Origin of the sequence: Streptosporangium sp. NPDC000396 (genome assembly GCF_042898655.1) — a bacterium.
Lineage (GTDB): Bacteria > Actinomycetota > Actinomycetes > Streptosporangiales > Streptosporangiaceae > Streptosporangium.
The window spans coordinates 162,586-176,198 of sequence record NZ_JBIAZA010000019.1; the positions used below are offsets into that span (position 1 = coordinate 162,586).

Genomic DNA, 13,613 nt, shown 5'->3' on the forward strand with positions numbered 1-13,613 from the left:
GGCGGCGCGAGCCGTGCGGACGACCCCTTTGTCCACAGCCTGTGGACGAACATCGGGTCCGAGGCCGATAGGCTCTCGCACGTGCGCGTTCTTGTGATTGGGTCCGGCGGGCGTGAACATGCCCTGTGCCGGTCGCTGGCGGCAGACCCCCAGGTCACCGAGGTCCACTGTGCTCCCGGAAACGCGGGCATCGCACAGGTCGCGACCCTGCATCCGGTGGCCCCCACCGACCCCGCGGCGGTCACCCGGCTGGCCGGGGAGCTGGGAGCCGACTTGGTCGTGATCGGCCCCGAGGCACCGCTGGTCGCCGGGGTCGCCGACGCGGTCAGGCAGGCGGGCATCGCGTGTTTCGGGCCGTCCCGGGAGGCCGCCCGGATCGAGGGCTCCAAGGCGTTCGCCAAGGATGTCATGCTCGCGGCGGGCGTGCCCACGGCACGGTCCCGCACGTGCGTCACGCCCGAGGAGGCCGCCGCGGCGCTGGATGAGTTCGGCGCGCCGTACGTGGTCAAGGACGACGGGCTGGCGGCCGGCAAGGGCGTGGTGGTCACCGACGACCGGGACGAGGCGCTCGGCCACGCGGCCGCGTGCGGAAGGGTCGTCATCGAGGAGTTCCTCGACGGCCCGGAGGTGTCGCTGTTCGCGCTCTGCGACGGATCCACCGCCGTGCCGCTCCAGCCCGCCCAGGACCACAAGCGCGCCTACGACGGGGACAAGGGCCCCAACACCGGCGGCATGGGCGCCTACACGCCGCTGCCGTGGGCTCCCGGCGACCTCGCCGGCCGGGTGATGGCCGAGACCGTCATCCCGACCGTGACCGAGCTGGCCAGGCGCGGCACGCCGTACACCGGGGTGCTCTTCGTGGGGCTGGCCCTCACCTCCGAGGGCCCGAAGGTGATCGAGTTCAACGCGCGGTTCGGCGACCCGGAGACCCAGGTCGTGCTGGACCGGCTGGAGACACCGCTCGCGGGCCTGCTGCTCGCCTGCGCCGGCGGAACGCTCGACCGGTTCGGGCCGCTGTCCTACCGTGACGGCGCCGCGGTGACCGTGGTGGTCGCGGCGGAGAACTATCCGGCCGACCCGGTCAAGGGTGACGTCATCGAGGGGCTCTCCGACGTCACCGGGGACGCCTACGTGCTGCACGCGGGAACGGCCTTCGACGGCGACCAGATCGTCTCCAGCGGCGGACGAGTGCTCAGCGTGGTGGGGACCGGCCCGGATGTGGCCGCGGCCCGCACGGCCGCCTACGAGGCGGTCGGCCGCATCCGGATGCGCGGCTCACACCACCGCACGGACATCGCGGAGCGCGGCCTCTGACCCACGCCCCCGCCGCGGGACGTAGCGACTGATGGGCACGGCGCGATAAGCCGGAAGAGGTCCTTGCCGCCCGTCCCCGCCGCGTCCCACGCGCGTCCCACGGAGGAACGATGTCGCTCGACCAGTCGGCACGTCCCGAACGGATCGGCGACACCGGCGTGCTGCGGTGGCCGGGGACCTGGCGGGTGTATGTGGCCACGCGCAGCGAGGAGATCCGGGCCGACGCCGAGCGCGCCCTGACCGTGCGCGGGGAGGCGGACCTGCTGGCGTCCGTGAGCGAGGGCATCAGCACGCATCTGTCCCGCGCGGAGTCCTACGCGCGGGACAGGCACGGCCTGCGGCGCTGGCTGACCGGCCAGGCCATCGAGGGCGCCTGGTCGAACGTCAACAGCGCCACCGTGATGCTGTACGGCGTGCTGCCGACGGCGGAGATGTGCGGCCGGGGCCCGGAGGTCGTGGGGATCGGCCGGGCCTACCTGCCCTCCGACGATCCCCGGCTGGTCCACCTCCAGGCCCGGCTCGCCGCGGGTGACCTGCACGAGGGCGACAGACCGCTGATGCAGTCGGTGCTGCGGGCCGCCTACACCGCGCAGGCGATGGAGACCGGCCGGGTCCGCAGCTTCCGCAACCTGCTGCTCGGCGGGGTGCTCATGCTGACCCTGATCGTGCTGGGCGTGGTGACCATCGGCGCGATCTGGCCGACCGTCATCCCGATGTGCGGCAACCAGGCGGTGATCCAGGCCCAGGGGCTGATGCCCGCGCAGATCTGTCCGACGGGCGGCCTGCGGCCCAGCCACGGAGACGTCCCCCTCGTCGCCCTCATCGGGATGCTGGGCGCGGCGCTCGCCACGGCCGCCTCGCTCTCCACCCGGTCGGAGCTGTCCACGCGCTACTCGCTGGCGGTGGTCCAGAACCTGCTCAAGGCGCCGGCGGGGGTGGCCACCTCCGTGCTCGGGCTGCTGATCCTGAACTCGGGTTTCGTCCCCGGCTTCGCCGGGCTCGGCTCGCAGCCCGCGATTCTGGTCTGGGCCATGGCCTTCGGGTACGGCCAGCAAATCGTCACCCGCTTCGTCGACCAACGGGCCGACAATCTCCTGTCGGCGGCCTCCCCGCTCACCCCGGCGGGCAGGGGAAACCGGGCCGGCTGAACGCGGCCGACATCACCAGGAGAGAGCACTAACTACCCGAAGTCCACGAAATGACGGACTTGTCGGTCACCCAAGGGGCAGTTACCGCACGAAGTGGCCGGTTCAGGTGCATCCAGCGGCTACTGTTGGCCGGTAACCCCGGCTGCCGCGCCTTGTCGCAGGAATCACACCCACCCCCATTCCAAGGAGCTTTACGCATGGTCCGTTACCGCGTGCGCGGTGGCAACCCACTTCGTGGAACCGCCTTCATCCAGGGCGCAAAGAACGCCGTGCTGCCCATGGTCGGCGCGGCCCTCCTCGCGGCCAAGGGCCGCACCGTGCTGCGCAACGTCCCGATCATCGAGGACGTGCGCCGCGCGGTCGAGCTGGCCGAGGCCATCGGCGCCAAGGTCGAGCTCCACGAGGCGGAGCGCACGCTGGTGATCGACGCCTCCACGTTGACGAGCCCGGTGCTGCCCGCCCAGATCGCCCGCCGTTTCCGCGGCTCCGTGCTGTTCGTCCCGGCGCTGCTGCACCGCCTCGGCGAGGCGGTCATCGAGGGCGTGGGCGGCTGCAACCTGGGCAGTCGCAACCTCGACTTCCACTACCTGGGCTACAAGCGCCTGGGCGCGGTGGTGGACGAGGGCGATTCCGTCATCCACGTCAAGACGTCCGGTTTCACCGGGGCCACCCTGTACCTGGACACCCCCTCGCACACCGGCACCGAGAACCTGATCATGGCGGCCGCCCTGGGCCGCGGCACCACCGTCATCGAGAACGCGGCGCTGGAGCCCGAGGTCCTCGACGTGATCGAGATGCTGACCCGCATGGGCGCGAAGATCACCGGCGGTGGCACCGGGTTCATCACCGTGGAGGGCGTGGAGGAGCTCCAGGCCGTCGAGCACACCGTGATGCCCGACCGCCTCGACGCGGGCGTGTTCGCCATGGCGGCGGCCGTCACCGGCGGCGAGGTCAACCTGGTCGGCGCCGATCTGGACCACCTCGGCGTGGTCCGCTACAAGCTGGAGCAGATGGGGGTGGAGTTCGCCGACCACGGCGCGGTGCTGCACGTGCGCCGGGACCGCCCGCTGCGCCCGATCAACGTCATCACCGACACCTATCCCGGGTTCGCCACCGACCTGCAGTCACCGATCATGACGGTCGCCTGCCTCGCCGACGGCGCCAGCTACATCCACGAGCGCATCTTCGACGGCCGGTTCGCCCTGGCCTCCGAGCTGAACAAGATGGGCGCCGACATCGAGGTCAAGGAGAACAGCGCCGTCGTCCGCGGCGCGACTCCGCTGACCGGAACCCAGGTGACCGCCCACGATCTCCGTTCCGGAATCGCCCTCGTCCTCGCCGGGCTCGCGGCCGAAGGGGAGACCGTCATCGAATCCGGATATCTCATCGACCGGGGTCACTCATATCTGGCCGAGCGTATGCAGGCCCTGGGAGCAGATGTGCGCCGAGAGATTTCATCAACTTAATCGAAGGTTTCATCCTCTCAAAAACCGCTCTGACCTGTGTAAACAGCAGGAGTCAGGGGTTTACCCCAGGGGTTCCTCCCCGAATTGATGGCAAATCGGGCGTGACATTACGGCCCCCGCAAGCGATCGTTCCAAAAGAGAGCCGAAAACAAAGGGACGGCAGGATGGGACGAACATTGGTCGAGCGGGCCGAAGAAACTTCACGAGTGTCACGCCCGGGTGCCATGACACCGGACCTCACCATAGGTGTGGTGGGCCCCCATGACCTCGTCGAGCGAGTAATGCTGATGGGACACGCGGCGGCGCCCCTACCCTGCCGCCTGGTAGCCGCTGCCTACCGGGACGAGCAGGAAGCCGCCGACAAGGTCACCCGTCTGGGGACAGGGGTGGACGCATGTCTGTTCGCCAGCCCGGTCCCCTACGACCTGGCCCGGCGTTCAGGAGTGCTGACGATGCCTGCGACGTATGTCCAGCTCGGCGGCGCCGCGTTGATCGCCGCACTGGCCAGGGCCGCGCTGGACGAGCGGATCGATCCGCGCAGGGTCAGCATCGACGTGCTGGGCCGCGCCGACGTCGAGGAGGCCTACGCGGATCTGGGCCTGCCCGTCGGAGACGTTCACAGCCGCGACGAGCCGGGCGCCAACGGCACGATCGCGGCCTTCCACGAACGCCTCGCCCGCCAGGGCAGCACCACCGGGGCGCTGACCTGCCTGCCCACGGTCGCCGACCGTCTGCAGACGGCCGGGGTGCCGGTGGTCAGGATCCGCCCCACCTCCGCCGCGGTCCGTACGGCGCTGCACACGGCCGCCCTGCTCGGTGCGCATCACCGACTGGAGGAGTCGCAGCTCACCGTCGTCCTGGTGGAGGTGCCCACGCTCCGCGAGCCGGTTCGCCGGGCCGCGCCGCGCTACTGGCGCGACGAGCTCCGCCTGTCCCTGCACCGGCTGCTGGTGCAGGAGGCCAACCGGATCAACGCGTCGGTGACCGCGATCGACGACCACAGCTACATGATCACCGCGACGCGCGGATCGGTGGCCACGGCGACCGAGGGCTTCCGCGTGCTGCCCTTCGCCGCGCGGGTGCGGGACGAGCTGGGCCTGGCGGTGGAGGTGGGGGTCGGCATGGGCCGTACCGCCCATGACGCCGAATCCCACGCCCGTGCCGCTCTGGCACGAACCCAGGCGGGCAAGCAGGCCCAGGGCTTCGCGGTGGACCGCGAGGGCCGCGCGCTGATCCCCGCGCCCAGGATGCCTCCTCAGGGCGGCGGGCTGCTGAAGCCGAAGGGCGTTGAGGTGCTGGCCCGGCTGGCGGCCAAGCTGGAGGGCGGAGACACGGTGGTGGACGCGGAGGGCGCGGGCAAGATGCTCGGCGTCACCCCGCGTACGGCACGGCGGCTGCTGCGCACGTTGGTCGACGAGGGACTCGCGTGGCCGCTTCCGCCGAACCGCACCCCCCAGCCGGGTCGTCCCCGCCAGCTCTACCGCCTGATCGTGGAGAAGCTCGGCGGCCGTTGAACCGGGGCAGGCCGTCTTTCGTGATCCGGGGTTCCGCCTCGTGTGGCGGTACTCCGGATCGCGGCCGCCGGCCGCCGGATCTCAGAGTCCGGAACCCGCGAGCGAATTGTCGGAGGCAGCGGCTATTGTCATGAGCTATGAGCCGTGACACTACTGACAGCCGCAGGTCGCTCCTCGTATGGGCAGCGTTGGCGATCGTATATGTCGTGTGGGGCTCGACATATCTAGGGATCAGAATCACGATCGAGACGATCCCACCGCTGCTCAGCGGGGCCATCCGCTTCACCACGGCGGCGCTGGTCCTCGCCGGGGTGGTGTTCCTGCTCCGGGGACCGCGGGCCTTCCGGATGACCCGGAAGGAGTTCGGCGGAGCCGTGCTGGTCGGGCTGTTGCTGCTGAACGGCGGCAACGGCATGGTGGCCGTGGCCGAGCAGCACATCTCCAGCGGGCTGGCGGCGCTGCTGGTGGCCTCGGTGCCGCTGTGGCTGGTGGTTTTCAGGATCCTCGCCAAGGACAGGCCTCAGCTGCTGACGCTGGCCGGGGTGCTCGTCGGGTTCGGCGGAGTGGCGGTGCTGTCACTGACCGGCGGCGGCGGTTCGTCCGACAGCGCGGGGATCGTGATCATCCTGCTGGCGTCGCTGTCGTGGTCGCTCGGCTCGTTCCTGTCCGCCCGGATCCCGATGCCCGCCAACCCCTTCACCACGAGCGCGATCGAGATGGTCGCGGGCGGTCTCGGGCTGGCGCTGACCAGCCGGGTCGTGGGCGAGTCCGTCGACCTCACGGCCGTCTCCGGGCGATCCTGGGCGGGGCTGGTCTATCTGATCCTGGTGGGTTCCCTGGTCGGCTTCACCGCCTACGCCTGGCTGCTGGGCAACGCCCCGATCTCCCTGGTCTCCACCTACGCGTACGTCAACCCCGTCGTGGCGGTCGTCCTCGGCGCGCTCGTCCTGAGCGAGCCGGTCACGTCCTCGATGGTCGGGGCGGGCCTGGTGATCGTTCTCGGCGTGGCCCTGGTGGTCTCCACCGAGCGCCGTAAGAAGGCGCAGATCGAGGAGAAGGAAAGCGCGCCCGTCTGAGCGGCGGGCCTCGGCGGGAGGCGGACCTGTCCGCCCACGCCCTGGACAGAGCTTCCCGAACGGAGCGACCCGGCGGTCACCGGTGCGGGGGACGGCGTCCCCCGCAGGTGAGCGGTTCAGCCGCGGGTGAAGGCCCCGGCGACGGCGAGGAAGGTGTCGTTGGCCTCGGGAGTGCCGATGGAGATCCGGGCACCCTCGCCCGCGAAGGGACGCACGGCGACGCCCTCGGCGGCGCAGGCCTCGGCGAAGTCCGTCGTGCGGTCGTTCAGACGCAGCCAGACGAAGTTGGCCTCGGTGATGGGCACCGTCCAGCCCTGGGCGATCAGGGCCTCGCGAACCCGGGTGCGCTCCTTGACCACGGCGTCCACCCGCTCCAGCAGTTCCTCCTCGGCCTCCAGGGAGGCGACCGCGGCGGCCTGCGCGATGTGGTTGACCGCGAAGGGAATGGTCGTCTTGCGCACGGCGGTCGCCACCGGCTCGTTGGCGATCAGGTAGCCCACCCGGAGGCCCGCCAGGCCGTACGCCTTGGAGAACGTCCGCAGCACGGCCACGTTCGGCCGGTCACGGTAGACGGTGAGCCCGTCGGTGACGTCGGCGTCCCTGACGTACTCCCGGTAGGCCTCGTCGAGGACGACGAGCACGTTCTCCGGGACCCGGTTCAGGAAGGCCTCCAGCTCGGCCGCGTGCACGACCGTGCCGGTGGGGTTGTTCGGGTTGCAGACGAAGACCATGCGCGTCTGCGGGGTGATCGCGTCGGCCATGGCGTCCAGGTGGTGCGTCTCGCCCACGAGCGGGACCCGGACCGAGGTCGCGCCCGCCAGGTCGGCCAGGAGCGGATAGGCCTCGAACGAGCGCCAGGCGTAGACGACCTCGGCGCCCGGCTCGCTCACGGTCTCGAAGAGCTGCTGGGCCACCGTCACCGAACCCGCGCCGAGGGCGACGTGCTCGGGCGGCACGCCGTACTTCTCGGCGAGCGCGTTGGTCAGGACGGTCGCCGCCGGGTCGGGATAGCGGTGGATCTCGGACGCGGCCTTCGAGATCGCCTCGACCACGGAAGGCAGCGGTTCGTAGGGGGATTCGTTCGAGGACAGCTTGTAGGACCGGCCGTCGGCTGACACCACGGCCTTGCCCGGCCTGTATGCGGGCATAGTGTCCAGGATCGCGCGGAAACGAGGCATGGCCTTACTTTATGAGGAGCGGGCGGATGGGGCATCATCCTGTAACACTGGAGGTGAGAGGCGTGTCGGACCGGAAGGACGAGATGAGCATCGCACCGCTGGCCAAGGCCGAGTCCCACGAGCCGGAAACGGCCGGAACGGAGCCGTCCGAGCTGGAGCCCGAACCCACCTGGCTCATCCCGCCGACGGATGGTTTCACCGCGGAAGACCTCGACCAGCTGCGAGGGATTCCCCCTCACACCGAGCTGATCGATGGCACTCTCGTCTTCGTGAGCCCCCAGACCAACTTCCACATGTCGACGCTCTTCCTTCTGGAGAGCGAGTTGCGGCGTGCGGTTCCGCCGGATCTGCGGATCAAGCGTGAGATGACTGTGACGCTTGATAGGCGGCAACGGCCTGAGCCAGACATTCTGGCAGTCCATACAGAAGCCGTTAAAGGGCCTAAACAGACCACCTACCAGCCGGCTGACGTCGTCCTGGCCGTCGAGGTGGTCTCCACCGAGTCCGAGATCCGGGACCGGGAGCGCAAGCCCGAGCTCTACGCGGCGGCGGGCATCCCCCACTTCTGGCGGATCGAGGAGAAGGACGGCCGCCCGACGGTCTACGTCTACGAACTGGACCCGGCCACCAAGACGTACGTTCCCACCGGCATCCACCACGACCGGCTGAAGCTCAGCGTCCCGTTCGACATCGACATCGACCTGACGGAGATCGACGACCTCTGATCACCACCGGCCCGCCGGACAGCGTTCCCGGCGGGCGCGGTGGTCACGGCGGTAACGGCGGTCATGATGGACGGGGCTCGCGGCGGGCGGTGCCGCCCGCCGCGGTCACTTCTTGAGCCCGGTCACTCCTTGAGGGAGCGGAGCATCGGGGGGTGGAGCAGTACGGCAGGCCCCCGGCGGTAGAGCTTGGCCGGACGGCCTCCGTCCCGGGTGGTGGTGCGGCCGGTGGGCACCAGAAACCCCTCGGCCTTGGTGACCTTCCGGTGGAAGTTGCGCGGGTCCAGCGGGCGGCCCCAGACGATCTCGTAGACCCGGCGCAGGTCCGCGACGGTGAACTCCGGGGGGCAGAAAGCCGCGCCCAGCGAGCTGTATTCGAGCTTGCTCCGGGCGCGTTCGATCCCGTCGACCATGATGCGCCGGTGGTCGAAGGCCATCTCCTGCAGGGAGGAGACCGGCTGCCAGCTCATGTGGGCCTCGGTGGAGGCCGGCAGGTCGGGGGCGAGGCCGAGGTAGGCGACGCTCAGGACGCGCTGGCGCGGGTCGCGGTCGGGGTAACCGTAGGTCTGGAGCTGCTCCAGGTGGACCGGGGCCCCGGGCAGACCGGCTCGTTCGGCGAGAACCCGGCCCGCCGCGGCGGGCAGATCCTCGTCGAGCTGGATGAAGCCGCCTGACAGGGCCCAGCGTCCCACGTATGGTGAGTGGTCCCGCCGCCAGACGAGCGCGCTCAGCGCCTGGCAGCGCACGGTGAGGACGACCAAGTCCACGCTGACGGGAATGCGCGGAACCATGTCAGGCACGTTACACCGGTCAGAGTCGTATGCGGACGTGAAGCGGCTCGGCGGCGGTCCGCCCGTCGGGCGCGGCGACCTCGAACCTCGCCCACGCGTCCTGGGGCACCTGGGTCCAGTCGAACGGGATCCACGCCGTCGCCATCCGGGCGGGCAGGCCGGGCAGCGGCTCCGACAGGTTCACCCCGGCCACGTCGACGACCCTGGGAGACTCCTGGCCGTCCCAGGTGACGGTGACCTTCGAGCCCATCGGGATGTTGTATCCCCGGATCTCCACACCGTCCTGGATGTCGCGCTCCCTGCGGACCGCGTCCACCGGGATCGGCCGGTCCCAGTCACGGGCGAGTTCCTCGGCCAGGGACGGCGAGCCGCAGGTGAAGAAGTCGCTCCACATGTAGGAGACGATTTTGGAGACGTATCGGCCCACCTGGGTCACGGCCGTGTCCAGCCGCTTCTTGTCGGTGCGCCCGCGGGTGCCCGTCCGGGCCTCGCAGGGCTCCTTCGTGGACGGCTCGAAGGCCTCCACGTTGGCCCAGAGCTGCACGTTGTGCCCCTGCCCGACCATCCTGTCCCGCGCCGCGGCCATCTCCCGGTAGTAGTCGCGGGTCGAGCCGTGGTAGGCGATGCCGTTGGTGGTCTCGCCGACGACCGGGCGCAGCCGCTCGTCCACCTGGTCGTCACGCTGGTCCGGCCAGAACAGCCCCACCTTGCCCGTGCCCCGGCTGTCCTGGGGTGCGATGATGCCCACTCCGGTCCTGGCCAGGGCCTCGAATCCCGCGGCCACCTGCTTGGGGGTGGCGCTGAACTTCAGCCGCCTGCGCGCGTCCATGTAGGGGCTGACCAGGATGGGCCTGCCCGGCATCTCCTGCTCGACGATCTCGTGTTGCGAGGCGTAGACCCGCAGCGTCGGGTTGTCGAGCTCCGCCTCTTTCGGATCGCTCGACCCCGTGTATCGCAGTTCCGCCAGTTGCAGCTCGAACGGCTGGTAGAAGCCGCCGAGCGAGACCCGGTTCTGGAACCGGGCGCCGTAGTCCTGCATGATGCGGCGGGTGAGCGTGGTGAGCGTGTTCGTGCCCTGCTTGGCGGCCCGGGTCTTCTGCGCCGGGTCGCGCGGTGCCAGCGGCAGCGCCGGAAAGACCTTCACACCGAACTGGTCGCCGAGGTCCAGCAGCTCGGTGAGGCTGTCCCTCTCCGCTGCCGCGATCAGGATCACGTGATAGCCGCGCCCCCCGTTCCTGATGTTCCCGCAGTTCGGGTCGTCGCTGCCGTCGTCCGGCGCGACGAGCCGGTAGAAGACGGTCTTCCCTACCTGGATCTTCCGCTCGAACTCAGGGCAGCGGAAGAGCGCGTCCCCGAACGCCTCGTCGGTCCGGTAGACGAACGTCCAGCTCACCCGGTTGCCGGGATTGGCGGCCTTGAGATCCTTCTCCGCCGCCGCCACGCACGGCAGGCCGTTCTCTTCGCACGGGGCGTAGCGGGGGTCGACCTCTTCTTCCCCTTCTCCCTCCGTGTTGGCCAGGATTCGGCCCTCGCCGTCGACGCGGCGGGCCTGCAGGCCCCAGCCGATCCGGATCACGGTGTCGCCGCCCACCTTGTGGATGGCGCCGAACTGCCGCCGCCAGGTGCAGTGGTCGGCGGTCGGGATGAGCCAGTAACCGGTCACCGCGTACGGCGAGGGCATGACCGTGTCGAACGTTCCACACGGGTCGGTGAAAGCAGTGGACTTGGGGATCGGCGTGGAGGAGATGACCGAGGGGGGAAGGGAGGCCGACGCGGCCGGTGTCTTCTCGCCCACCGGGGTGCTCTCGCCCTTCGGCAGAACCAGCACGATCGCCGCCACCGCCGCGAGGATCGCCACACCGATGAAAGCGGTGAACCAGCGCACGTCAGGACACTACCGTTCTTGTGATCAGGCGGACATAAACAACTTCGCCATACAAGAAGTCAGCTTTTAACCCCGGCCCATTCCTCCAGCTGAGCGACGAAGCGGCGAGCCGAGTTGGGCCAGTGGTGGTTCGCACGCGCCGCCGCGTAACCTCGGGCGCCCTGGGCGTGCCGCTCCCGGACGTCGTCTCGCAGCGTGAGCACGGCCTGAGCCACGGCCTTCGGGTCCTGCCAGGGCACGACCATCCCGCTGTTGTAGCGCTCGACCAGCTCCACCGCGCGCGGCGACGGAGTGGTGATCACCGGGATTCCGTGCGCCATGTACTCCACGATCTTCGTGGGCATGGAGTGCCGGTAGTTGGGCTCGTCGTGCAGGAGCGACAGTCCGGCCAGCGCGCCGTCGAGCCGCTTGAGCGCCTCGTCGTTCGGCATGAAGTCGCGCCACTCCACCACGCCCTCGGCCACCGCCTCGTTCAGCGTCGGGCGTGACTGCGGGTCGGCGTAGCCGATCAGCTCGACCGACACCCGGTACGGCCGGAGCAACCGGGCCACCTCGATGGCGTCGCGCACCCCGCGCGCCTCCGACAGCCAGCCGAGGTAGACGACGCGGTCGTCTCCCGGCGGGGTCACGTCGTCGGGCACCCAGGTCTCGTTCGGGACCACCAGATGGGCCTGGTGGAACCGTCCGGCGTAGGCGGTCTCGGCCAGGAGCAGGTGCAGGTGGCGCTCCGCCGTCCCTTCGAGCATGCGGGCCAGGAAGCGCACCGGCGGGCGGAGGAACGCGGGCAGCCAGGGCTTCAACGACAGGGTCGCCGGGGTGTCCTCGTGGACGTCCCAGACCACCGGGGGCCGCTTGCGCACGCCCACCACCGCGAGCAGCAGTTCGGGGTCGTGGATGACCACGAGGTCGACCTGGTCGCGCATGCGCTTGAACACCTTGCGCGCGGCGCGCACGGCCGACAGCCGCTTACGCTCAGCCGCCCGGGGAAGGTCGATGCCGTTCACCCACGACCGGACCATGACGCCCCTCGCGGTGTACGGCGCGGCATACGTGACCTCATGACCGGCATCCACGAGCGCGCGGATCTGCCGGTGCAGGATCCGGGCGTCCTCGGGGTGATGCACCACCGTCATGACGAGCACGTGCACTGCGCGCAGTCCTCCGTCGCTAGAGACGCTCGACGCGTTCACCCTCGGCGAGCACGCCTCGGGTGTCGAGTACGAGCTTGCCGTGGTCCTCGACGATCGACAGATCGAAGGCGGCGTGCTGCTGTAGCAGCAGCGTAACGTCCGCCTCGGCGACCGCCTTGGAGAGGTCCTCCTCACGCGGCACCGGGGTGCCGTCCACCCGCCATTCCTTGACGTACGGGTCGGCGAAGACCAGTTCGGCACCGAGCTCCTGCAGGGCCCGCGCGACCGGCAGCGCCGGGGTCTCCCGCTCGTCGGCGATGTCGGGCTTGTAGGTCACGCCGAGCAGCAGCACCTTGGCGCCGTTGACGGCCTTGCGGTGCCGGTTGAGCAGCCGCTGGACGCGGGCCACCACGTAGGACGGCATCCGCTCGTTGATCTCCTGGGCCAGCTCCACGAACCGGAACGGGTAGCCCAGCTTGCGCACCGTGTAGGACAGGTAGGAGGGGTCGACAGGGATGCAGTGCCCGCCGACGCCGGGTCCGGGCAGGAACTTCTGGAAGCCGAACGGCTTGGTGGCCGCGGCCTCGATGGACTCCCAGAGGTTGATCCCGAGCTCGTCACAGAAGATCGCCATCTCGTTGACGAGGGCGATGTTGACGTGACGGTAGGTGTTCTCCAGGAGCTTGGCCATCTCGGCCTCGCGGGTGCCGCTGACCGGCACGACCTGCTCGACGAACTGGGAGTAGAAGCCGACCGCGCGCTCCTTGCACGCGGTCGTGTAACCGCCGACGACCTTGGGCGTGTTGCGCAGGCCGTACTTGGAGTTGCCCGGGTCGATGCGCTCGGGCGAGAAGGCGAGGTGGAAGTCGACGCCCGCGACGAGACCGGAGGCCTCCAGGATGGGGCGGGCGACCTCGTCGGTGGTGCCGGGCCAGGTCGTGGACTCCAGGACCACGAGAGCGCCCGAGGACAGGTTCCGGGCGACCGTGGCGGTCGCGCCCTCGACCGCGGACAGGTCGGGACGGTGGTCCTCGTCCAGCGGGGTCGGCACGCAGATGACGATGGTCCGGCTCTCCGCCAGCACCGACTCGTCCAGGGTGGCGCTGAAGCCGTTGGACAGCATGTGCTCGAGGTCGGCGTCGGTCAGGTCGTCGACGTAGGACCGCCCCGCGTTGAGGGCCTCCACCTTGCGGGGGTCCACCTCGAAGCCGACAACTCGCAGTCCGGCCGCCGCGGCCTCCTTGGCCAGCGGCATGCCGACATACCCGAGACCGATCACGGCCAGGTCGTAGACGCTCACGCGCCCTCCTTCCCCGGCCTCGCCCGCACCGGTGCTGTGCCTGATGGCTCGCTCGCTACGCTCGCTCACGGGTGACCCTGGAAAGCCGG

At 70.0% G+C, this 13,613-nt stretch carries 11 protein-coding genes; 6 read left to right on the forward strand and 5 right to left on the reverse strand.

Features of this window, described 5'->3' with window-relative positions; all coding sequences use genetic code 11:
* Nucleotides 1-81 precede the first annotated feature (81 nt).
* The 5 genes from purD to ACFY2X_RS29050 all read left to right on the forward strand — a co-directional run bounded on the left by purD (nt 82) and on the right by ACFY2X_RS29050 (nt 6,518).
* Entirely contained in the window at nt 82-1,314 is a 1,233-nt protein-coding gene (gene purD, locus ACFY2X_RS29030) for a phosphoribosylamine--glycine ligase (RefSeq protein WP_389943999.1), read from the forward strand.
* Nucleotides 1,315-1,424: 110 nt separating this feature from the next.
* Nucleotides 1,425-2,462 carry a hypothetical protein gene (locus ACFY2X_RS29035; protein ID WP_389944002.1) on the forward strand — a complete coding sequence of 346 codons (1,038 nt, stop codon included), beginning with the start codon at nt 1,425-1,427 and terminating at the stop codon, nt 2,460-2,462.
* Between the two features lie 197 nt (nt 2,463-2,659).
* Nucleotides 2,660-3,928, forward strand: coding sequence for a UDP-N-acetylglucosamine 1-carboxyvinyltransferase (gene murA, locus ACFY2X_RS29040; RefSeq protein ID WP_389944005.1), 1,269 nt, complete (start codon nt 2,660-2,662; stop codon nt 3,926-3,928).
* A 224-nt stretch (nt 3,929-4,152) separates the two neighbouring features.
* The gene (locus ACFY2X_RS29045) at nt 4,153-5,442 is read left to right on the forward strand and encodes a GTP cyclohydrolase IIa (RefSeq protein WP_389944096.1); all 1,290 of its coding nucleotides are present in this window, start codon (nt 4,153-4,155) and stop codon (nt 5,440-5,442) included.
* A gap of 188 nt (nt 5,443-5,630) precedes the next feature.
* Nucleotides 5,631-6,518, forward strand: coding sequence for an EamA family transporter (locus ACFY2X_RS29050; RefSeq protein ID WP_389944008.1), 888 nt, complete (start codon nt 5,631-5,633; stop codon nt 6,516-6,518).
* 116 nt (nt 6,519-6,634) lie between these two features.
* Here ACFY2X_RS29050 and hisC read toward each other — a convergent pair whose 3' ends face one another.
* Entirely contained in the window at nt 6,635-7,696 is a 1,062-nt protein-coding gene (hisC, locus tag ACFY2X_RS29055; protein ID WP_389944010.1) for a histidinol-phosphate transaminase, read from the reverse strand.
* A gap of 62 nt (nt 7,697-7,758) precedes the next feature.
* On the opposite strand from hisC, the gene ACFY2X_RS29060 reads away from it, so the two are divergent.
* Nucleotides 7,759-8,421: a Uma2 family endonuclease gene (locus ACFY2X_RS29060; RefSeq protein WP_389944013.1), complete on the forward strand. Its 663-nt coding sequence runs from the start codon at nt 7,759-7,761 to the stop codon at nt 8,419-8,421.
* Nucleotides 8,422-8,543: 122 nt separating this feature from the next.
* Here ACFY2X_RS29060 and ACFY2X_RS29065 read toward each other — a convergent pair whose 3' ends face one another.
* Genes ACFY2X_RS29065 through ACFY2X_RS29080 form a run of 4 tightly spaced genes read right to left on the reverse strand, consistent with a single transcriptional unit; the run spans nt 8,544 to nt 13,524 of the window.
* A complete protein-coding gene (locus ACFY2X_RS29065) occupies nt 8,544-9,209 on the reverse strand; it encodes an NUDIX domain-containing protein (RefSeq protein WP_389944016.1) in 666 nt (221 codons plus the stop codon).
* Nucleotides 9,210-9,228: 19 nt separating this feature from the next.
* Nucleotides 9,229-11,094, reverse strand: coding sequence for a DUF4434 domain-containing protein (locus ACFY2X_RS29070; RefSeq protein ID WP_389944019.1), 1,866 nt, complete (start codon nt 11,092-11,094; stop codon nt 9,229-9,231).
* Nucleotides 11,095-11,153: 59 nt separating this feature from the next.
* A complete protein-coding gene (locus ACFY2X_RS29075; protein ID WP_389944022.1) occupies nt 11,154-12,242 on the reverse strand; it encodes a glycosyltransferase in 1,089 nt (362 codons plus the stop codon).
* A 19-nt stretch (nt 12,243-12,261) separates the two neighbouring features.
* Nucleotides 12,262-13,524: a nucleotide sugar dehydrogenase gene (locus tag ACFY2X_RS29080; protein ID WP_389944025.1), complete on the reverse strand. Its 1,263-nt coding sequence runs from the start codon at nt 13,522-13,524 to the stop codon at nt 12,262-12,264.
* Between the last annotated feature and the right edge of the window lie 89 nt (nt 13,525-13,613).

Excerpts from the sequence above, each read along its gene's own strand:
- ACFY2X_RS29035 (WP_389944002.1), top strand. The coding sequence starts at position 1,425 with ATGTCGCTCGACCAGTCGGCACGTCCCGAACGGATCGGCGACACCGGC.
- murA (WP_389944005.1), top strand. The coding sequence starts at position 2,660 with ATGGTCCGTTACCGCGTGCGCGGTGGCAACCCACTTCGTGGAACCGCC.
- ACFY2X_RS29045 (WP_389944096.1), top strand. The coding sequence starts at position 4,153 with ATGACACCGGACCTCACCATAGGTGTGGTGGGCCCCCATGACCTCGTC.
- hisC (WP_389944010.1), bottom strand. The coding sequence starts at position 7,696 with ATGCCTCGTTTCCGCGCGATCCTGGACACTATGCCCGCATACAGGCCG.
- ACFY2X_RS29065 (WP_389944016.1), bottom strand. The coding sequence starts at position 9,209 with ATGGTTCCGCGCATTCCCGTCAGCGTGGACTTGGTCGTCCTCACCGTG.